Source organism: Cysteiniphilum litorale (genome assembly GCF_003428165.1).
Lineage (GTDB): Bacteria > Pseudomonadota > Gammaproteobacteria > Francisellales > Francisellaceae > Caedibacter > Caedibacter litoralis.
Window position 1 is genome coordinate 37,944 of record NZ_QLIQ01000013.1, and the last position, 22,204, is coordinate 60,147.

Below are 22,204 nucleotides of genomic sequence, written 5' to 3' on the forward strand. Positions count from 1 at the left end.
ACTAGAAGTAACTCATACGACAAACAATCGCAAACTCACAGTACTGACAACTCGCCGCTGAGGGTGTTAGCATCGACTCGCCTGCAACAAAACCTGACATTTGCTCATCCAATTGTCTTTGCCAATAGTGTTTTAATGCCGTGTAATTTTGTGGCGCATCTTCAGATATTTTTTTAGCAGGATAAGCTTTTGGTTCGCCTTCTTGTATCCAATCATTAATGCTTGAGATACTTTGTAAGCCAATCTTAGCACCATTTACCGTCGCAACTGCCACGGCATCAGCATTTTCATAGATGGCATATAATGGCAATTGCGACTCAGTAATCGGTGATTTCAGTAAATCACTAATTTGATAACTTTTAGAAGTTTTATAATCAATGACTACGGTATGATTGTCTTTAAGTAGATCAATTCGATCTAAACGTAACTTAAGTGTCACACCTGCAATCACACATTTGAGCTCTTTCTCAAGGGCTAAGACCTCAAACGGCTCTTGGCGTGATCTCTCATAATCAAGCCATTGTATGATCACCTCTTGCAGACGCAAGATCTCAACTTCTTTGATAAGTTGCGGCAGCATATTGATTAATGCGACATGCATATTTAACGCTGATTGGACATGTTGAGCTACTTTTTGAATCAATACATCTTTTGGCATATTGCTTAAGTTGCCAGATGTTCTTAACTCGCGCCAAATCTGCTCTAGTACGTGATGGATAATCACACCTTTCTCGAGTGCCGATAATATTGGCTTATGCGCCTTATCGGCATCCAGATGCAACCGGTGAATCAATGCCGCGCGATACGGACATTCAGCAAAGTTTTTAAACACTTGCGAGCCACCTTTGAGTGTTTGACAAGCTTCAATTGTCATGGCTTGCAGTGAACTGTCTTCAAATACATCAAAGTGAACTTCATCATTCCTTTTATAATCAAGCTTTGTATGATCATAATCAATTGCAGCTAAGCTCATCACTAAAGGTGAGCACATTTGTATTTTTGCATTATTTAATAATGCATAGCTAAAATGAATATGTTGCGCCTGTTTGGTTAAGCGCTTGGTAATGGTTTTGGCAAATTGAAGCTCTCGCTCAACACTGGAATGTGGCATCGAGTGTGATCTTTGCAATGACAAAGGCAAATAAGGATTCATATTGGCAAGACTTGGCCAATTACTATCATTCATGCGTATCACAAACAGATGATCAAAGTAAACTTCGGTTGCCTCAAGCATCCCTAGGATATGCACGCGTGGATTCGTCGTCGTTTCAGTTTGAAAAAGTGTGTTACTGGCTAAGGTTTGTAACTCTATCAACCACTGATTAAACTCAAGCTTAATCTCTAAGCGCGTTAACATAATAAGCTTATTAAGTAGCTTATAAAACTGTGCCAACGCCTGATGTTCTATACTGGTAAGCTTGCAATGATCAAGATACCCAAGTATTACAAGTGCTTCTTTTAGCTTTTCAATAAAAGCAAAGGCTGTGATTTTACCCTCTTGCTTTTGTGAATTATGGAAACGTAACATTTGCGTGATTACTTCCAATAAGATCGGATCACAATCATCAGTAAATAACTTAAGTTTAACCAACTTAGCAAATTCAATGGATTCAGGGACTTTTGATTTAAGAGATTGCAGCTTTTGATATCTTTGTGCTTTGTAATCAGCGTGCCCTTTAAGATAGTTTGAGCTTAGCATTAATTTGATATCATCATAGCTTAGGGTTTTACTCATCTTAAGCCATAGCATCAGCTGATAAACAATGCCTTGATACAATAAGCTTTCGCCACCTGATATGGTATATTCACGAGAACTGTTATCTAACAAAGGATTTTGCTTAATTTCAGCCGCAATAAAGTACTGGTCAAAGGCATCAATCAAAGTACTAAATTGCGTCTGTAAATCTGGCACAATCACGCCAATGGTTGCTTGTGGTTTGCTTTGGCTTAATTCAAAGACGGCTTTGGCAACTTTTTGAATCTCCAGTTGATCTTCAAGATATTCAGTTATTTGCAGCTTGCTTTTTGTATTGACTAAAGTCCAATTAGCTATCGTAATATTAAGCTTCGATACACAGTGCGCAAAAAATGCCTCCATTTGCGGTGTCAAGGTATCAAAGCCAACTAAGATGATTTTCTGATAATCCAAATGCGCAAAGGTCTTAGCTAATACCTCATGCTTCGCCAACAGCGCTGTGATGAGGCGTGATTTATCTATCCAATTATGTTCAATCAAGGTGTTTTGATAGCGCTCTATCCAACGCAAAAACAAACGAACATTCTTATTTGCTGTTTCACTCTCAAGTACTTTTATATCCAGATTCCATTGTTGTAATAGTTGCCATGCACCCAGTACGAGCTTTGCCTGCTGCGCATTGGGCATAAAAACATCCGCATCATCCTTAAGAAAGCTCAACAATAAAAAACGTGCCTCATCATCGCTAATTAAATTAGGTAAAGCACTATCAATCATTTGTGCATGAGTATATAAAGCATCAGTCCACCCATCAAAGCTCATACAAAAATCACGCAATACGACATACTGCTGCTCATTACGCGCATAGTCTAAATACATTGCCGTTAAATGATCTTTTAAACGCGTATTGGCGGTGATGACGATTGTTTTGTCATCAATTTGATTTAATAACCCAAGATAATGACTGATGCCTTGATCATCATTTAATTGTTTGTATGCATCAAGCATTTTTTAGAATAACCACATCGCACGGTGCATTATTAGAAATCTTACTAGCGACTGAGCCCATGCGCCCAAAAACGCCATGGTGATGTCCGTTGAGAATCAAAAGATCAATGTTTTGTTTTTCAATATATTCAATAATGCCATCTGCCACAGAATCTGCATCAATCACTTTGCAGATCACATGATCATGTTTGGCAATATCTGCAGTAACCTCAGTGAATTTCTGTGTCAAACGATCCTTAATTAACTGGTTAGGTGTTTTCTCTGAAATACCTGCGCCATAGCCATAGTCGAAAACCGTTTTATGGACACTGATAACATATAAGTTCGCTTTTTTGGCTTTAGCATAATCAACCAAATGATCCAATACTTTTGCCACATCGTCATTAACATCGATTGCATAAATAATATTTTGGTATTCAAACATTCATATCTCCTTTTAGTTGCATTGAAATGATATATACCGCTCACCTATACTCTATTGCGACCTTGGGATTAAGGTCAAGCGAATACTTTGCAGGAATGAACCTTTTTACTTCAATTTAATTTTAGCTACAATATCCCTGTTTTGTGCTTTAAATCAATTTAAAAAATTAAAAAAGGAAAAGCCATGGATAAGGATTTAGATTTTTTATGCAATACACCATTAATAGCTGATATAAATGCCATCAAGCAATTGCTTGTAAGCAAATTATCACCTCAGGAAAAATGGCAACAACTAACAAGGCACTATTTAACGCCCGATATTCCTTTTGATAGTCATTATAAGTTATATCACCTTTGTTACGCTGAAACTGAATTTAAACCCATTTGGTTACCCGATAGTGAAACAATGAAAAGTAGCTACTTAGGCAAATGGCTTAATGAGCTTAATTTTTCTAATGTTTCTCAGTTTTATCAGTATAGCATTGAAGCCCCTCAAGCTTTCTGGGGACAAGCAATTGCTGATTTAAATTTACCCTTTAGCAAAAAACCACTAGCAAGCTTTGATACGTCAATATTTCCTTATACACCTACGTGGTTACCGGGTGCTTCGTTTAATATTGCCAATTGCTGTATTAATGTTGAAGATGATCTTGCGATGAAGTCAGCAATTATTTATAAAGGGATTCGTTATGGTAAATATACCGATCAAACAATAAATTATGCCGAGCTCAAAGACTTGGTACTTACGATCGCTCTAGGATTTAAACATCATTATCAATTAAGCCCAAAGGATACCGTTGCCATTATTATGCCGATGAATATCGAGGCAGTGGCAACTTACTTGGCTGTTATCTATCTTGGTGCGAGTATTGTTTCAATTGCCGATAGCTTTTCCGAGAGTGAAATCAATAAACGGCTTAGTATTAGCAACTGCAAACTCGTAGTAACACAAGATGTAATTACTCGTGGCAATAAAACGCTTGAACTTTATCAAAAGATTATGAGTTGTCAGGTTTCATCAATTATCTGCTTAAACACTAAGAATCAAAGCATTAACTTACGTGCTCATGACATGTCCTTTGATGATTTGTTAACTTCAAATAACACCAATATAATGCTTGATCCTTATCTACATAATGCGCAAGGTGTTATTAACATTTTATTCTCATCAGGCACAACAGGCACGCCAAAAGCCATTATTTGGGAGCAAAGCACGGCACTTAAAGCAGCAACCGATGCCAAGCTTTATATGGATACTAATAAAGAAGATATCTGGGCGTGGCCAACCAATCTTGGCTGGATGATGGGTCCATGGCTTGTATTTGCTGTCTTTTTAAATCGGGCAACGATGGTATTAACTGAAGATTTGCCAACTTCACTTGAATTCGCCCAGTTTATTGAAAAAACTCAAGTCACTAAATTAGGTGTTATTCCAAGTATTGTTAACGCATGGCGCACTCATGCCGTGCTTGAGAACGTTAACTGGCAGCATATTAAGCTCTTTGCCAGCACTGGTGAATCCTCTAATGTTGAAGATATATTTTATCTGTCATTACATGCCGGCTATAAACCAATTATAGAATACTGTGGTGGCACTGAGATTGGTGGCGCTTATATTAGCTCAACACTGTTGCAGGAAAATGTCCCTTCCCAATTCTCGCAAGTATGTTTTGGTATTGAGCTTAAACTTTTGGATGATAAGCATCATATTTTGCCACAAAACACTGTATGTATTGGTGAAGCTGCATTAAGTTCTTGTGCATTAGGTTTGTCCAACCGATTATTAAATGCTGATAACAGCGATGTCTATTATCGTGATATGCCATCTTACAATAATATGCCATTACGCCGACATGGCGACTTATTAAAGCGCTCTGTCAATGGCTATTACCGCTCATTAGGACGCGCTGATAACACCATGAATTTAGGTGGAATTAAAACCTCAAGTGCTGAGATTGAGCAAGTGATTTTAAATTTAGCGCATATTTATGAACTTGCTGCCGTGGCAGTTAATGACGAGATTGAAGGAATATCTAAACTCGTTATTTATGTTGTACCAACAGCACAAATGGATCTTTGTCAGTTGAAATCACAAATGCAAACATTGCTTAAAGAGCATTTAAATCCATTATTTAAAATAAGCGATGTTATTTTAATTGAAAAATTGCCAAGAACGGCAAGTAACAAAATAATGCATCGGGAATTAAAAGCGCATTATGCGCAATATTGTCAAAATAGTCCGTGTTGCTGAGTAAAATTTATCAGGTGTTGTTTTAGATTATCGGATCAAGTCCGAGAATGGACGCGAGTTGTCATATTCGGGCTTGACCCGAATATCCATTATTATCAAGGAACTATTGTTTCGGCACTTAATTACTATCTGGATTTACTTTACGCGCCAAGGTTTGCCCTTCGGTTAAGCTATTTTGGTTAGATTGAGTCTGTGTTTTTACCTGACGAATCGTGTTGTAGCGTTCAGTGGTGACATCAACATCAAAGCCAGTTGCAATAATCGTGATATCGACATGATCACCCATATCTTCTTTGATGGAGGTGCCGATAATAACTGGCGCGTCAGGAGATGCAATCTCTGCCACACGATCACCTAACTCGGTGAATTCTCCTAAAGAAATATCATTACTAGAGGTAACACATACCAATAAACCTTTGGCATCTTTTAGTTCAATATCTTCCAACAAGTCACAAGAAACCGCCTTGTCAACCGCTTTTAAAATACGATCTTCACCACCGGCGTGCCCTGTACCGATTACTGCCAAACCAGGAGATGCCATAACTGTCTTCACATCCGCAAAGTCAACGTTAATGTGACCAGGGGTACGAATAATCCCAGTCATTGATGACATCGCATTAAAAAGTACATCATTGGCAGCGTGGAAAGCTTCCATTAGCGTTGTTCTGTCTCCCAATGATTTACGTAATTTATCATTAGGAATAACGATCAAGGAATTGACATGCTCTTGAAGTGCTGAGATACCTTGTCTAGCAACAACCTCGCGACGTCGCCCTTCAAATGAAAAAGGTGTCGTCACCACGCCCACTGTCACAATACCTTTGCGTTTTGCAACCTCGGCAATAACACCAGCAGCCCCCGTACCAGTACCACCGCCCATGCCTGCAGTAATGAATAACATATCACAATTAGCAATAGCTTCTTCAATGTGATGCATGCTCTCTTGTGCTGCTTTAAGACCGACCTCAGGATTGGCTCCGGCACCTAGCCCTTTGGAAATAAACTCACCAATTTGCACTTTATGTGGTGCTAAATTTTTATCAAGCGCTTGCTTATCAGTATTCATCGCATAAATTTGCGCACCTTGTAAGCCTTTCTCGACCATGTAGCTGACAGCATTGCCGCCACCACCACCAACACCGATTACTTTAATACGACCATGTTCAAAACCACTTGAATGTTGTTCTTGCTCTAAACTTGCCATCGTTTCTCCTAAAACTTTTCCCTTAACTAAAAACGCTTATAGTATATACGTAAATACGCTAAAATAACGATATTTCTGCGCTTTCATGCAAAAATCTTTCGTAAATAAAAGAAATTTAGCATAAATTATTTTTTGCACCGTGTATTTGCTTTTCTCATATATTGATAATGAATGATTTATGTTACACTGCAGTTCAAGTAAGTTTTCTAGATGATGGGAATTTTTTCATGGAGAAGCAATACGATAAAAACGAAGTTAGACTCATTAAGAAGTACCCTAATCGGCGTTTGTATGACACTCAAGACAGTTGTTACATTACCGCAGAAGGTGTGCATAAACTGATTATTGAGCATGAAAATGTCGTTGTTGTTGAGAATAAAAGTGGCAAAGATATTACCCGTAGTGTACTCATGCAGATTATTAACGATCTTGAAGAAACAAGCCCTCGACAGATGTTTAGTAATGAATTTTTGGCACACATTATTAAATCTTATGGCACAGATATGCAAAACACGTTGGTGATGTGTTTTAACAAAACGCTAGATTTATATCTAGGACAAAAGCACGCCACGGAAGCAATTACCAAAAAATCAAATACTGCAATGTCGCCAAGCGATTACTTCAACACCACTGCAAGAGACAATATTAATCGTTGGCAAAAGTCTTGGGATAATCTAAAAAGCTCAAAAAAGCCATAGCGTTATTTAGCAGCTAAGAAACGTTCAATCCGCTGATACAATACTTCGCATTCCTGCGGCACTAATTTACCAAAATTAATAAAGCCGTGAATCATGTTATCAAAATGATAATGGTGTGTGTCAACTCCTTTTTCCATCAAGCTTTGCGCAAAGAGTAAACCTTCATCTCTTAATGGGTCAAAGCCTGCGGTAAACACCATTGTGCGTGGCATTTTTTCAAGATCTTTAATGTATAGTGGCGATATCTCTGGCTCAGTACCATCCATATTTTCAGGTCGATACTGTGCGTTATACCAATTGACTTGACGTGACTCTAACAAATAGCCTTGGCTAAATTCACGCATTGACTCGGTGTTATGTGTTAAATCAGTTGTCGGATAAATAAGCACTTGATTGCTTACCGTAAACTCGCCTGTTTGAATGGATTTCTCAACACAAAGTGCCGTGTAGTTGCCTCCTGAGCTATCACCAATCATGGTGAGGTCATTATGATCAGCCTTAATATCCACAGCATGCTCATATGCCCATTTAGCGACTTGATAGACATCATTAAAGCCTGCTGGATACGGGTTCTCAGGTGCCAAACGATAGTCAATAGCTAACACCACACGATTTGTCGTATGTGCCAAATGCCTACATGGCGCATCAAATGAATCAAGCGTTCCAGACACAAATCCGCCACCGTGAGTGTAAATCACAATAGGTAGATGTTCTTTAGGATTTGGATGATATAAGCGCACATTAATCTCACGCCCATCTACCTTCACCGCAAAATCACGCACAGAGGCAATATCGACTTTGTTGCCAGCATATAGCATAAGCGATGCTGCTGATTTGCGCACACCTGCAATGGATAAAACCTCATCCTTTCTATACTTATTGACGAAATCTAATAAGTTTTGTAGTTTTTCTGGCACCGCTTTTTGCCCGTGATAAAGGGTTACTTCACGAATACTTTCAGCAGTTGATGTAGAAACAATCGTTTCACTATGAGATTTCGCTAACACGTTAAACCAGCTTTGCTGGCGTGGTGTCATTCTGTCCCCCATGCCACTGATTGAGCTTGCAATACCTTGATCACTACAATCACTTTGTGAGAATTCAGTTAAGTTTTCACCAACCCAGTGAATTAACATCACAGCCTTAGCATGGTTGTCAAAGCGCGTTTGTAATATACAATCATTATTGGCGATATCATCTGACCATGGCACATAATCAACGATAAAATTACAAGGTAAATAATGAAGCCCCGCCTCGCGTGCTAAGGCAAACTCAGGAAAGGCAGTCATCCCAATAACTCCACCACCCATTGCCTGATAACATTTAGCATCAATCATCGTTGGAAATTGTGGTCCATCAATACATACACAGATTTGCCCGAAATGAATTGGAAAATCAAAATGCGCTTTTTGTTTTTTGATAATATCTGCAGCTTTTTCACTGATTGGATGGGTTAAGGATACATAGGCTAAGATGCCATCATCACAAAACGTCGATTCACGCAACCCCTTAGTGCGATCAATATACTGGTAAGGTATCGCCATATCGCCGGGTTTTAATACCGTTTGCAAGCTACGCACAGATGACAAGGCTAAAATAGCGGTTGCACCATATTTTTTAAGGGCATAAATGTTCGCGCGATAATTGATTTTACTTGGTAAGATATTTTCAGATTGTCCTGTGCGACACAAAAATAACATTTCAGCATCGCCAACCTTAATACGATAAAAGCCATTTGAACATAGCCCAAATGGTGTCTCGCGCGGCAAGGTTTCTAATACTTCAAACTCATCAAATTCTTCAAATCCACTGCTACCGATAATTGCCCACATAATTTTTCCTTATGGATTAATTGCCTGATGTATATTATCGGATAGTCTTGGCTATTTATCCAATCTAAAACAGCCAAAGTTTTATTTTTAAGGATTAAAACTTGCCGTAATACCCTTCTTTTAAAGCATCATAAAGATTCGCTGCTGTATGCTCTTCGCCATCATACTCGATCATTTCATTACCCTTTAGCTCAAGCACTGAGCCATCATCAAGCGTGAAACGATATTTGGTTTTCTCAAGATCTTCATCTTTAACCAACACGCCTTGGAAAACTTCAGGATTAAACCTAAAGGTCGTACAACCCTTTAGGCCTTGATGATAGGCATAAAGATAAATGTCTTTAAAATCAGCAAATGGGAAATCCGTTGGCACGTTAGCTGTTTTTGAAATACTGGAATCAACCCATTTTTGTGCGGCTGCCTGAATATCAACATGCTCTTTTGGTTTGACATTATCGGCACTGATGAAATACTCTGGTAATTTTTGCGTTGGATCCTTGGTAAATGGCATGGCTTCTTTATTGACTAACTGACGATATGCTAATAACTCATAAGAAAACACATCAACCTTTTCTTTGGATTTTTTACCTGCACGAATGACATTACGTGCGTAGTGATGGGCAAAGCTTGGTTCAATACCGTTACTGACATTATTTGCTAGTGATAACGATATCGTGCCAGTGGGAGCGATCGATGTGTGATGGGTAAAGCGACAACCCTGCTCACCAATGGCATCAATGATAGAGATATCCTCTTGAGAGATGCGCTGCATATAGCGGCTATATTTAGCGTGCAACATCCGCCCTTTGATTACATCGCCAACTTTAATCCCATCTGCTGCCATCTCAGGACGCAAGCGCAAAAACTCTTCAGTGACGGTATAGTCTTTTTCAAGCACCGGCGCACTACCCTTTTCTTGGGCAAGTTTAACGCCTTCACGCCAACCTTCTAATGCCATTTGTTTGGCAACTTCTTCGGTAAACGCTACCGAGTCTTTACTGCCATATTTCATCTTAAGCATGGTAATTGCAGAGCCCAAACCTAAAAAGCCCATGCCATGGCGGCGTTTGGATTCGATCTCATGACGTTGCTCTTTTAATGGTAAGCCATTGATTTCAACGACATTATCAAGCATACGCGTGAAAATACGCACGACTTTACGATATTTATCCCAATCAAAACGTGCTTCTTTAGTAAATGGTGCTTCAATAAACTTAGTTAAATTAACTGAACCTAACAAACAAGAGCCATAAGGTGGTAATGGTTGCTCACCGCATGGGTTTGTTGCACGAATGGTCTCGCAAAACCAATTGTTATTATCCTCATTAACCTTATCGATTAAGATAAATCCAGGTTCAGCATAATCATAGGTTGATGACATGATCATATCCCATAAGCGACGCGCCTTGATCGTGCTATAAATCTTGCACGCAACAAGTCCTGACTCATCACTGATATACCCCTCTTTCACTGCCCAGTCGCGCCATAATACTTGTGACTTATCCTGTAAATCAATGTTATGCGCTTTTTGCTCAGCTTCAGTCATTGGAAAAGCCAAATGCCACTGCCCATCATGCTCAACCGCATCCATGAAGTCTTTAGTGATAAGTAGTGATAAGTTAAATTGGCGCAAGCGCCCATCCTCACGCTTGGCACGGATAAAATCAAATACATCAGGATGTCCAACATCAAATGTGCCCATTTGCGCACCACGTCTGCCACCTGCTGACGCCACGGTAAAGCACATTTTGTCATAGATATCCATAAATGACATGGGACCTGAGGTATGCGCGCCAGCGCCTGCGACAAACGCACCCTTTGGACGTAATGTCGAGAACTCATAACCTATCCCGCATCCGGCTTTAAGTGTCAATCCTGACTCATGCACTTTTTGCAAAATATCATCCATTGAATCATGAATTGTACCTGACACCGTACAGTTGATTGTAGAGGTGGCAGGTTTATGCTCAAGTGCGCCAGCATTAGAGACGATTCTTCCAGCGGGAATGGCACCATTTCTTAATGCCCACAAGAATTCTTCATAATGTTGTTGTTGCAATGCTTTGGTTTTTTCAACCTCTGATAATGCTTTCGCAACACGCTGATATGTCGCATCAATATCTTGATCAACCGGTTCACCTAAACGTGTTTTCAAACGGTATTTACTATCCCAAATATCCAAGGATGCTGCTTGAAAATCTATTGTAGCTGTTGCTTCTGTCAACGACATGGGGGCTCCTCATAACTTAAAAACCAAAAAATACTCGTGCTATTCTAGCGCTATTTTTTATGAATGGCGGTATTTTTTTCCTTGAATATTTTCATGATATGACTTGACTCATCGGCTTTAATTGAGTTTCGTGACAAAACAAACCTTCGAGGCAGCAGTACCGTTTTGATATGCATTTATTTAGTGCTTAACCTAAATTATCCATGCAATTTTAAACAAAAGCATTTGGTAAAGAATACTTAACTGATATATGATAATGGACATCTTTTAGTGACAAGAAACCAACCAGTTAACAATGACCATGCGCTTTAGTTTGTAGTGCTTGAGTATCATTTTGTGGTTTAAAAAATTAAGGACAATCTATACAACATGGGTTTTATTTTTAAGAAGATTGCCATCATCGGCACGCACGATAACCCAGCAGTTGCTGAAACCGTTGAGTATCTTGCGCATACATTGATTGAGCACTCAGCACGCATTTATCTTGAAGCTGAAACGGCAGAGAGTTTAGATCATCGCTTTGGTGAAGGTTATGATTTAAAAGCAATTGCAAAACACTGTGATGTTGCTGTCGTTGTTGGCGGGGATGGTAATTTCTTAAATGCGGCAAGAAGCTTATCTCTGCTAAGTAGTATCCCCATTGTCGGGATTAACCGTGGCAAGCTTGGCTTTCTAACAGATATTAACCCCGATGAATTAAGCACGCGCTTGTTTGATGTGCTTGAAGGGAATTATCAACAGGAACAACGCTTTATGCTACAAGCATCAATCAAAAGCGACATCTGCCCGCCTGAAAAAACCGTGGCATTAAATGATATTGTCATTGCCGCAGGTCAGCATAGCCGTTTATTTCAGATGCATGTCCATATCGATGGCCGTTACGCTTTTGATCAACGTGCTGATGGTATGATTGTTGCAACCCCTACAGGTTCAACTGCGCACGCACTCTCCGCAGGGGGGCCTATCATGCATCCTGGACTTGACGCCATTGTTATGGTGCCGATGTTCTCACACTCGCTAAATAGCCGCCCGATTGTTCTAAATGCCAACTGTGATATTCAAATCACTATTGGCGAGTATAACAATCCAGAACCAAGCTTAAGTTTTGACGGACACATGAAGCTACAACTCACGCCAGGGGATACTATAAAACTTAGTCGCTGCCCAAAATCAGTAACGATCCTGCATCCACTGGATTATGACTATTTTCACTCATTACGTTCAAAACTTCATTGGGGCAAAATGCTCTTTCCTTAATCTTTCCTTAAATTCAAACCATTGAGCTTTGTTTGCCAGTAAAGCTATTGGTATTTAGGCTTTGATCGGGCATAATAACGTCTCAAATTTGACAGAAAATAATAGGATTAAACATGGAAAACACACAAAATAGTCAGCCTAACTTTGTTGTTCAAAAAATTTATACCAAAGATATTTCATTTGAAGCACCAAGCACGCCTGATGTTTTTAAAGCACAATGGCAACCTGAGGCTAATGTTAATGTGGATACAACATCTTCAAAGCTTGATAATGATGTATATGAAGTTGAACTAAGCTTAACTGTTACTGTTAAAAACAATGATAAAAATGCTTATTTGATCGAAGTTTCTCAAGCGGGTATTTTCACGTTACAAAACATGCCGGAAGATCAAATTGCACCAATGCTAGGCGCTTTTTGCCCAACCACACTATTCCCATATGCCAAAGAAACCATTGATAGCCTAATCAATCGTGGCGGTTTCCCACAGATTAATCTAGCACCTATTAACTTTGATGCACTTTATATGCAACGACTTGCGCAACAGCAATCAGGTGAGCAGACACAGCACTAAATTATAGTATAAAATAGCTTTTTCATAGCTAATCAACATAGTCTGGCAACTGCGCTAAGAGTCAAGCTCTTTCTTTTTGTTCTTGAATTTCCTTTTGCTGACTATTTTTTATATTTTCAATTACCTCTTCTTCATCTGCAAACAACTCAGCAGTGATTAGAAGCATTGTTTCTTCCATATTCTCAAGCACATCTTCAATACTCGCTTTTTTATGATGATAGGCTTGTAAACTCAAACGCTGTTTTAGAAAGCTCTTTTGTAATGCAAAATAGCGTGATGCCTTATTAAGCTCAGGCTTTTGACTTGTTGCCCCAACCTTTGTATTCAGGCTTGTGAGCGAATGCTGTAAATATTTCTCACCGTAATTCCCATACTCTGTTCGCTCGTTACCAGCTTCAACCATCCCTGTTTTGACCGCAATACCGCCTGATACATAGCGCTGATTACCACGATCCTGATAAAATTCACTGATGTTTTTAAAGTCTTCCCCCGCATGCGTAATCTGCGCATGAGTGATCTCTGTTTTTGTTAAACTCAAAATAGCTGTTGGCTTTGGCAACACATCCGCAAATGCTTGATTAATCTCTGCGTGTATTTGGTAATCGTTAGCATGATTGGCAACATATGGAACTACTGTATCCCAAGATAAAATAAACGTTTTCAGTCGATCAAAAACTTTTGTGGCAAGCTCATTACGCTGCGTAGGTAATATCCCTTTATCTATGGGAGTGCTATCTTCGGCAAAACCTTTGACTTTGCTTAGATCAAAAGCATTAACTAGCGTTAAAAAAGCATTGCTATTTAACTTTTGATTATGTTCGTTTAAATGCTCTTCATCAAGGCCATAGATTTTAAGCTTTTCTTTGCCAAGCGGTGATACGGCAGCATCAACCTTAACACGATATAAAGGCGCGCACAGAATTCCTTTTATTTTTTCTGCCAAGCAAAAACTCAAAGTAACGGCATCATCAATATCTCTTTGTCTAATAGTATATCTGCCAGCCACTCGATTGCGCAATGAATAAAATTCTAAATAAAAATAACAAGCACTACTCATGCCATTATATAAAGCACTCAAATATTGATTCATCGCATCACTTAAGTTCTCACCTGTTAGCGATGAGCTAAATATCGGCTCATTTAAAATAAACTCTGGAATAACCTTGATTAAATAAACCATTGCTAAGTCGCGTACACGCAAATCATTGCCAAAAGTTTCTTTCCAGTGCTTTTGATAATGATCAGGAATGATTTTAGAGATCTCTCGTTTCACTTCAGCACCTAGCTTTTTATTGAAGTAGCTATTGTAATCATCAAAATAAGCCCATAAAGTGACTTTGGTGTCAATCACTTTAAAAAACTGCTCTCGCGTTATGCTATATTCGGCTTGTCTAACTTGACCAACTTGCCTTAATTCATAAACAGGATAGCTTTCAAGCGACTCACTTTGAAGTCCATTATTTGTGAAACTGAGTTTTTTATATTTGCGATTATAGCTTGAATCAGATGCCATCACTTCAGAATGAATAACTTTCTTAAGCAGTTCTTGACGCACTTGTTTAACTTCTTCGGGTGTCATATCACCTAGTTTGTCCTTGTCGGCATAAAAGCGATTGTAGACCTCTCGCGCTTTGGTTCCTAGATGACGCTCTGCTGGTTGAACAGCTGCAACAAGATTAGCAAGACTAATGTATAACAAGTTGGTCTTATAATTAATTCCCTTTGTAATTGATTTAAGATGATACAAGCGCAAGGTCACCATTAAAATAGCTTGGTTTAACGCGTATTCAGCATATCTATCTTGATTGCGCTGCAAATAGTCAATCTTTTCTTCAACTGTTTTGCTGTCAATTGCCCCACGATCACCAGATTTGACCATAGTGTTTAGAAATTCATTAATACAGTTCTGAGCCTTATACTTTGCAGTATAAAGCTCATTTGTCGGATCATAGTTTTTTTTGCCAGTCATCGGATCAGTCATACTAAAGCCACGAATATCCGCACTAATGGTTTTGGCTGCAATATAATTCGTCAGATCCGATGTCACAGCAACACGTAACGTATTGGCAACACGCTCTTTTAAGCTTCCGTCAACCAGTGGTGCCTTATAAATATTGTTAACACTGGTAGTAATCGCACGACCAAATGAACCGCCAAAAAACGTCGCAGCCACCGTTGTCATGCCCATTACCACATCTATTACGCCATCAAAGCGATGTTGGCGTTTTTCCTCCAGCGTCATCCTAAAACAATATTGACTTGCCAAGTTATCAATATCTTGTGCGTAGACTTTAGCCTCTTTTGAAAAAAGTGTAATCACTTCTGTCAAAGCTTTTGATTGATCCTGTAGACGTTGAATTGTCATATTTTCCTCCTGTATTACCTGTTCTACATACTTCCCTCGTTTTTTACTTAAGTCTTTTTATCACAGCTATGTAGATGGACGGTCATTGACACTCAGTATTTAATAAAAAGATAAAAAACAGCATATGCCGTTTTGCTGATATTGAAAACATTTTTAATTAGATTTTATACACGCGGCTAGATTTATTTTTACAATCTACAATTTTGCATCGACTTATTTGTATTTTTTCTCATACAATGAGCTTTATTTCTGATATTGATATTTGCTATGCAACAAAGTATTCGCCAAGCTTTACGCCAACAACGGCAAGCAATTCCTAAGATACAAAAAACAACATATGCTAAAGAACTGCAAAGGTTTTTTTTTGACTATTATGATTATTTATTAACTTCAAGTCCGAAAAAAATAGCAAGCTACTATGCATCTGATGAGGAAATCTCACCACGATGGATTGATGAGATTTTAAGTGAAACTCACGCGCTTTACTATCCGGTATTACACCCATTTAAAAAGCGCCAACTTTTTTTTGCTAAAGAAACAGAGAATAAACGACTTAACAAATATCACCTAAAAGAACCCTTATTTATTGCCAAAGACATTTTAGCCCCATGGGAGCTTGATATGATTATCGTGCCATTGGTTGGCTTTGATTCACATAAAAATCGCATTGGTATGGGTGGAGGATTTTATGATAGCTCATTAGCATTATGCAAAACCTTTAATCAAACTGAATTTGTTGGCATTGCTTTTGACGAGCAACAATTTGACAAATTCCAACATAAGTCGATTGCAATGAATGATTGGGATATTAAAATGGACACCATTATTACACCAACACGCATCATCCGCTGATTATATGAACACATTAGAGAAAGAAATTATTGATAAACTTGAAAAAGCGTTTTCACCTTCTACATTAGAGCTTATTGACGAGACGCATAAACATCAAAAGCATAAACAGTTTCAAGCGGGGAAATCGCACTTTAAATTACGCATTGCCAGTGAACAGCTTAGTTCACTTAGCACATTAAAGGCACATCAAGCAATCTATACTTGTTTAGGTGAGCTCATGCAAACCCAGATTCATGCACTATCGATTCAAATCGATAAAAGCTAAATATTCACCCACAAGTGCTCACCGTACCCTGAGTATAAGTAAAAGCGATGCACTGAGCATTAGTCGAAGTGTGTAAGCTTAGGAAAATCACACTTCATAGCGGCTTCGACTTACGCTCAGCCAACGTTTACGCAATCAAAGTGGGTGGGAATATGGTCATAGCCGACTTATTTTTTACGAAAATAGGCATAAGATAACTTAAATACTACCGGGCTTAATAATAACAATGCAATCAAGTTGGGTAGCGCCATTAAGCCATTTAGGGTATCTGCTAATAACCACACAAAATCAAGCTTTAACACCGCGCCAATTGGGATTGCAATAACCCAAATTATCCGAAAAGGAATAATGGCTTTCACACCAAACAAAAATTCAACACAACGCTCACCATAATAACTCCAGCCTAGAATTGTCGTAAATGCAAACAAAATTAAACCAAAGGTAATCACCCAAGCGCCAAAATTTGGCATTAAGGTATTCATTGCTTCTGATGAGAGACTTGCACCATTTAAGCCACTACTCCACTGCCCAGATAGGATAATGACAAGACCTGTCATCGTGCAAATAACAATTGTATCGATAAATGTCCCAAGCATAGCAATTGTACCTTGTTTCACGGGGCTATTGGTTTTAGCTGCAGCATGTGCAATAGGAGCAGATCCCAAACCCGCCTCATTGGAAAACACGCCGCGTGCGACACCCATCTGAATGGCAAGCATCACACCAGCACCGGCAAAACCACCAGTGGCAGCAATTGGACTAAATGCATAGTTAAAAATCAAAGCAAAAGCTGCTGGCAAAGCGCTAATATTTAAAACAATTGCGATAAAGCAACTAACAAAATAGACTACTGCCATAAAAGGAACAATCTTACTGGCAACCTCGGCAATTCGCTTAATACCTCCAAGCAAGACTAAGGCAACTAATAATGCAACAAATGTGCCGGTAACATAACTGGGAATATATAAGTTTTGACTCATGACATCTGCCATTGAGTTAATCTGCACCATATTACCAATACCAAAGCCAGCAATAGAACCAAATATAGCAAAAAGTATACCAAGACAAACAAAACGTTTGCCTAAGCCATTTTTGATGTAATACATAGGACCACCAACATAAGCCCCTTTTTGATCAACTTCGCGAAAGTTTAACGCTAATACCGCTTCGGAATATTTCGTTGCCATGCCAACTAATGCCGTGCACCACATCCAGAATATCGCGCCTGGTCCACCGATGGCAATGGCCGTTGCGACCCCTGCAATATTCCCTGTTCCAATCGTTGCCGAGAGTGCCGTCATCAATGCTTGAAAAGGCGAGATTTCCCCTGCTTTTTCTTTAGTGTCATTTGAGTGACGTCTAAATAATAACTTAAAACCAAACCCTAGTTTCCTTAACGGCAAAAACGCTAAGCCTAACATCAAAAACAAACCAACGCCTAAGATAAGCACTAACATGTATGGACCCCATACATAACCATTGATTGACGCGACTATATTATGAATAAACTCCATTATTTTTCCTCCATTGAACATCAAACCCTTATTGACTATAGCAATAAAACATGTATTTGCATTACAATATTGTGCATGATGTATAAATAACACTTACTTTTATGCTTACAGACAGCCACTGCCATCTTGATTTTCCTTGTTTTAATCGCATGCGCAACAATCTTTTAGATCAGTGTGTTGAGCAAGATATTACTCACTTTATTAATCCGGCTGTAGCGTTTAGTAACTGGCAAAGAGTCATTGATTTAAGCTTACAATACCCCTCAATCACACCGGCATTGGGCTTACATCCATGTTTTGTTGAACAACATCAGAAAGAGCACCTTAACGCACTGAAACCGTGGCTTTTAGCGCATCACATTCCACTGGTTGGTGAAATTGGTTTAGATAAGCGCTTTATCGAGAGTTTCGATCAGCAAGTATTCTTTTTTAATGAACAATTAGCGATTGCCCAAGATTTACAAATGCCTGTGATCATTCACAGTGTTAAAGCACATCATGAAGTGATTGCCACATTAAAACATCATCACTTTATGCATGGTGGTATTATTCACGCATTCTCTGGTAGCTTTAATATTGCAAGATCTTATTGTGATTTGGGTTTTAAACTGGGTATTGGCAGCATTTTGCATTACCCTAATAGCAAATTGCCCAATGTTTTAAAACGTATAGGCATTGAAAACATCTTACTGGAAACCGATTCCCCTGATATGTCGATACCAAATAGTGCTAATGAAATAAACACACCATTATCACTATTGCAAACACGCGATCTGTTGGTTGACATTTTTAATCTTTCTAAAGATCAAATACATCGAATACTGGCACAAAATGCACAACAGATTATTTAAAACAACCGATATCCCTTACCCCAAACATTTTGCCGTTTTTATCTAGCAAAAGCCAATAATATACTACAGTGACACCACGCTTTATGATATATTGCCACACAATGTTTTGATCAAGACGAACAATAAATATGGCTGAACAATTGGATAATAATGAGTTAGATAAAGTAAAGCTTTTATGGAAAAAATATGGCTCGAAGCTAGTGACACTAATTTGCGTTATTTTAATACTTATCATCGCCTGGCAATATTGGCAAAAAAGAAAGCTTGAAAACAATGTGCAAGCAGCTGAGCTTTACCAAAACTTAGCCCTTATTGCTGATAATGCATCAAGTAATTCAGAGGCGATTTTAAATCAAGCACAAAACTTGATTTCACTTTATCCTAAATCAATTTATGCTGATTTTGCGCGTTTGGAAATTGCTAAGCAATCGGTTTTGAAAAATCAATTAGATCAAGCAGCAGCGAGTCTTAAGCAGGTCGCTGATAATACGCTTAACCCAAATCTACAAGCGATTGCCAAGCTTCGCCTTGCTCGCGTTGAATTAGCACAAAACAAAACAACTGATGCCATCGCAACACTTAACAGCATCACATTGGCGGGCTTCGCTCTCTCAAGCAATATGCTATTAGGTGATGCTTATTTTGCTAACAAAGATTATGCCAAAGCGAAAACATACTGGCAAAGCGCACTATCTCAAGCCGACAAGCCAGAGTTAGCAAGTATTAAAAGTTTATTACAAATGAAAATCGATAATCTTGCTGCATTAAGCAAATGATAACGGATAAACATATGACAAAGTTAACAATCAAAAATACTAAAAAAATTATTCTAAGCACTGCACTGATTGCTGTATTTGGTGGCGCTTTAGTTGCTTGTGGTAATAAAAGTAATGACACGCCACCTAAGCCACTTGTTGAATTTAAATCAAGCTTAGATGCTAAATACGTCTGGGATACCAATATCGGCAATGGCAATGATGGGCAAATCGATTTAACGTTAACACCTGCTATTGAAAATGGCGTGATCTACACATCAAGCTATGACGGATATATCTCAGCGGTAAATGCAACAACAGGCAAACGTTTATGGTCAACTGATACTAAATTGCAGTTAAGCTCAGCGGTTGCGGTTAGTGGTAATGTTGCCGTTGCCGGTAGCTTGCGTGGTACATTAGTGGCAGTAGATACTAGCTCTGGCAAAGTACTATGGCAAAGCGCATTACCAAGCAGCTTATTCTCAGCACCGACTATTATTGACAATGTCATCTACACACAAACACATGACGGTAGCATCTCAGCATATAATCTTAAAGATGGTAAGCAACTATGGACACAAAGCATTGCCACGCCTGATTTAATGTTAGTTGGCAACAGCTCACCTATTATTTACCAAGGCTTAGTAATTGCTGGCACTTCTTCTGGGAGTTTATGGGGCTTAAAAACAGCCACTGGTGAAAAACAATGGGATAACCCGATTGCTTTACCTCAATCAGGCTCACCCGCGCAACAGATGGTTGATATTACTGCCACACCTATCATTCATAATGACACACTTTATGTCGCAACATTCCAAGGCAATTTAATTAGTTTTAACACAAAATTAGGTAGCATGAACTGGCAGAAAAAAGCGTCTATTTATCGCAATATAGCATTGGGACAAAAGGCTATTTTTACAACTGATACTAAAGGTGACATTACCGCTTATAATCTCAAAACAGGTGATAAGCTCTGGCAAGCCACTGAGCTTGAAGGACGTAAGCCATCAGCGCCTTTATATATTAATAACATGATTGCCGTGGGTGATTACGAAGGCTATGTGCATATCTTTAATGCCAAAACAGGTAAATATCTCACACGTGTTGAAATTGGTGGTGATGGTATTAGTGCTACACCTATTGCTGCGGGCACATCGATCATTGTTCAAACCAACAGTGGCACACTTGCTGCTATCCAACTATAAAAACATCTTGTAAATGTCTAGCACAAACACTTCGCAGAAAATTGCGGCATTTATTGCTCCTTCTTTATTTATTCTGGTGCTGATGATTTCAGTTGGTCCCTTTGGCGATACGATCTATGCACCCTCTTTGCCAAGCATTGCCGAAGCCTTTAATACACCTTACCATAATGTTCAATTAACCATTACCTTTTATCTTTTAGGTTACTCTATCAGTCAGATACTGTATGGTCCTTTTTCTGACCGATTTGGGCGTAAACCGATTATGATTATTGGTGCAGCTATTTTCCTTATCGGCTCAATTGTGTGCCTCATCAGTCCAAATATCACCCTATTGATTTTTGCTCGTTTCCTACAAGGGTTTGGCGCCTGTGCTGGCGCTGTTATCTCAAGTGCTGCCGTACGCGATGCATTTTCCTTAAAAGATCAAGGCAAAGTATTTGCCAAGATGAATGCCGCTTTTGCAATTGCTCCAGGGGCAGGAGCCATTGTCGGCACCTTTATCTCATGGCAGACAAATTTTATTGTGTTATTTGTCTTAGCCATTATATTGCTGATTGCAGTGATTTTTCTCTTCCCTGAAACACTACGCCAAAAGAACTATGGTGCAACACGTCCCAAGAAGCTAGTTATTAACTATTTTAAGTTATATCAGGCGCGCGGTTATTTTGTTTATCTATGCTTATTGGGGCTTAATATCGGCATGGTGTATGCCTGCTTGGTTGAAGCTCCAGGCATTGTCATTAACATACTACACTTAGACAAAATCTGGTTTATCCTCATTGCTGCAGGGATTGTACTGGCATTTATGATTGGCTCGGTATTATGCACTTACTTGGTACATAAGATTAGTCAAAACGGGATTTTACTCATTGGCATGATTATTAGCCTTATCGGTGCAATTATGCTCTTGTGTTTTATGTCACTTGACATCGTTCATTTATACAGCTTATTAACACCTGTAATCATTCTTTTTACTGGGATATCGTTTGTTATTCCAATTGCCACCGCCAAGGCACTTGCTCCTTTTACCTTAACAGCAGGATCTGCGTCAGCAATGATGGGCTTTTTTCAAATGGGTGCGGCTTCACTTATCACAGCAATTGTGACGGTATTACCCTTTAGCGATATACTGTCGATGCCGATTGCTTTCACTTTCCTCTCCAGTCTAAGTATTGTGGTTTTAATTATTTATATGTTGTGGCTTAAAAGGGTAAATTAAATTTATC

17 protein-coding genes are annotated in these 22,204 nt (G+C 38.9%); 10 read left to right on the forward strand and 7 right to left on the reverse strand.

Going from position 1 to position 22,204, the window contains the following annotated elements:
- Position 1: 1 nt before the first annotated feature.
- Positions 2-2,704: a PD-(D/E)XK nuclease family protein gene (locus DNJ75_RS06965; protein WP_117002647.1), complete on the reverse strand. Its 2,703-nt coding sequence runs from the start codon at positions 2,702-2,704 to the stop codon at positions 2-4.
- Complete coding sequence (locus DNJ75_RS06970) at positions 2,697-3,128, reverse strand: universal stress protein (RefSeq protein WP_117002649.1); 432 nt, start codon at positions 3,126-3,128, stop codon at positions 2,697-2,699. The genes DNJ75_RS06965 and DNJ75_RS06970 overlap by 8 nt, the downstream gene beginning before the upstream one ends.
- 183 nt (positions 3,129-3,311) lie before the next feature.
- Between DNJ75_RS06970 and DNJ75_RS06975 the strand changes: the two genes are divergently transcribed.
- Positions 3,312-5,378, forward strand: coding sequence for an AMP-binding protein (locus DNJ75_RS06975; protein ID WP_117002651.1), 2,067 nt, complete (start codon positions 3,312-3,314; stop codon positions 5,376-5,378).
- A 118-nt stretch (positions 5,379-5,496) separates the two neighbouring features.
- On the opposite strand, the gene ftsZ is transcribed toward DNJ75_RS06975, so the two are convergent.
- On the reverse strand, positions 5,497-6,582 hold the full coding sequence (ftsZ, locus tag DNJ75_RS06980; protein WP_117002654.1) for a cell division protein FtsZ: 1,086 nt from the start codon (positions 6,580-6,582) through the stop codon (positions 5,497-5,499).
- Positions 6,583-6,809: 227 nt separating this feature from the next.
- On the opposite strand from ftsZ, the gene DNJ75_RS06985 reads away from it, so the two are divergent.
- On the forward strand, positions 6,810-7,280 hold the full coding sequence (locus DNJ75_RS06985; protein ID WP_157968250.1) for a polyhydroxyalkanoate synthesis regulator DNA-binding domain-containing protein: 471 nt from the start codon (positions 6,810-6,812) through the stop codon (positions 7,278-7,280).
- Between the two features lie 2 nt (positions 7,281-7,282).
- Here the strand turns inward: DNJ75_RS06985 and DNJ75_RS06990 are convergent, their stop codons facing one another.
- Positions 7,283-9,112, reverse strand: coding sequence for an alpha/beta hydrolase fold domain-containing protein (locus DNJ75_RS06990; protein ID WP_117002658.1), 1,830 nt, complete (start codon positions 9,110-9,112; stop codon positions 7,283-7,285).
- Between the two features lie 94 nt (positions 9,113-9,206).
- Entirely contained in the window at positions 9,207-11,342 is a 2,136-nt protein-coding gene (locus tag DNJ75_RS06995) for an adenosylcobalamin-dependent ribonucleoside-diphosphate reductase (RefSeq protein WP_117002661.1), read from the reverse strand.
- A gap of 369 nt (positions 11,343-11,711) precedes the next feature.
- Here DNJ75_RS06995 and DNJ75_RS07000 point away from each other — a divergent pair, with 369 nt between their 5' ends.
- Positions 11,712-12,599: an NAD(+) kinase gene (locus tag DNJ75_RS07000; protein WP_117002664.1), complete on the forward strand. Its 888-nt coding sequence runs from the start codon at positions 11,712-11,714 to the stop codon at positions 12,597-12,599.
- 113 nt (positions 12,600-12,712) lie between these two features.
- On the forward strand, positions 12,713-13,171 hold the full coding sequence (gene secB, locus DNJ75_RS07005; protein ID WP_117002667.1) for a protein-export chaperone SecB: 459 nt from the start codon (positions 12,713-12,715) through the stop codon (positions 13,169-13,171).
- Between the two features lie 61 nt (positions 13,172-13,232).
- On the opposite strand, the gene DNJ75_RS07010 is transcribed toward secB, so the two are convergent.
- Positions 13,233-15,536 (reverse strand): hypothetical protein, encoded by a 2,304-nt coding sequence (locus DNJ75_RS07010; RefSeq protein WP_117002669.1) that lies wholly within the window; start codon positions 15,534-15,536, stop codon positions 13,233-13,235.
- Between the two features lie 267 nt (positions 15,537-15,803).
- Here DNJ75_RS07010 and DNJ75_RS07015 point away from each other — a divergent pair, with 267 nt between their 5' ends.
- Together DNJ75_RS07015 and DNJ75_RS07020 are read left to right on the forward strand one after the other, a co-directional pair.
- Positions 15,804-16,388 carry a 5-formyltetrahydrofolate cyclo-ligase gene (locus DNJ75_RS07015; protein ID WP_117002671.1) on the forward strand — a complete coding sequence of 195 codons (585 nt, stop codon included), beginning with the start codon at positions 15,804-15,806 and terminating at the stop codon, positions 16,386-16,388.
- Between the two features lie 4 nt (positions 16,389-16,392).
- The gene (locus DNJ75_RS07020) at positions 16,393-16,653 is read left to right on the forward strand and encodes a BolA family protein (RefSeq protein WP_117002673.1); all 261 of its coding nucleotides are present in this window, start codon (positions 16,393-16,395) and stop codon (positions 16,651-16,653) included.
- Between the two features lie 167 nt (positions 16,654-16,820).
- Here the strand turns inward: DNJ75_RS07020 and DNJ75_RS07025 are convergent, their stop codons facing one another.
- Positions 16,821-18,167: an alanine/glycine:cation symporter family protein gene (locus tag DNJ75_RS07025; RefSeq protein WP_117002676.1), complete on the reverse strand. Its 1,347-nt coding sequence runs from the start codon at positions 18,165-18,167 to the stop codon at positions 16,821-16,823.
- A 101-nt stretch (positions 18,168-18,268) separates the two neighbouring features.
- Here DNJ75_RS07025 and DNJ75_RS07030 point away from each other — a divergent pair, with 101 nt between their 5' ends.
- The 4 genes from DNJ75_RS07030 to DNJ75_RS07045 all read left to right on the forward strand — a co-directional run bounded on the left by DNJ75_RS07030 (position 18,269) and on the right by DNJ75_RS07045 (position 22,197).
- On the forward strand, positions 18,269-19,018 hold the full coding sequence (locus tag DNJ75_RS07030; protein WP_117002678.1) for a TatD family hydrolase: 750 nt from the start codon (positions 18,269-18,271) through the stop codon (positions 19,016-19,018).
- Positions 19,019-19,146: 128 nt separating this feature from the next.
- Entirely contained in the window at positions 19,147-19,794 is a 648-nt protein-coding gene (locus DNJ75_RS07035; RefSeq protein ID WP_117002680.1) for a YfgM family protein, read from the forward strand.
- Between the two features lie 14 nt (positions 19,795-19,808).
- Entirely contained in the window at positions 19,809-20,978 is a 1,170-nt protein-coding gene (gene bamB / locus DNJ75_RS07040; RefSeq protein ID WP_157968251.1) for an outer membrane protein assembly factor BamB, read from the forward strand.
- 13 nt (positions 20,979-20,991) lie between these two features.
- Positions 20,992-22,197, forward strand: coding sequence for a multidrug effflux MFS transporter (locus DNJ75_RS07045; RefSeq protein ID WP_117002684.1), 1,206 nt, complete (start codon positions 20,992-20,994; stop codon positions 22,195-22,197).
- The last annotated feature ends 7 nt before the right edge of the window (positions 22,198-22,204 follow it).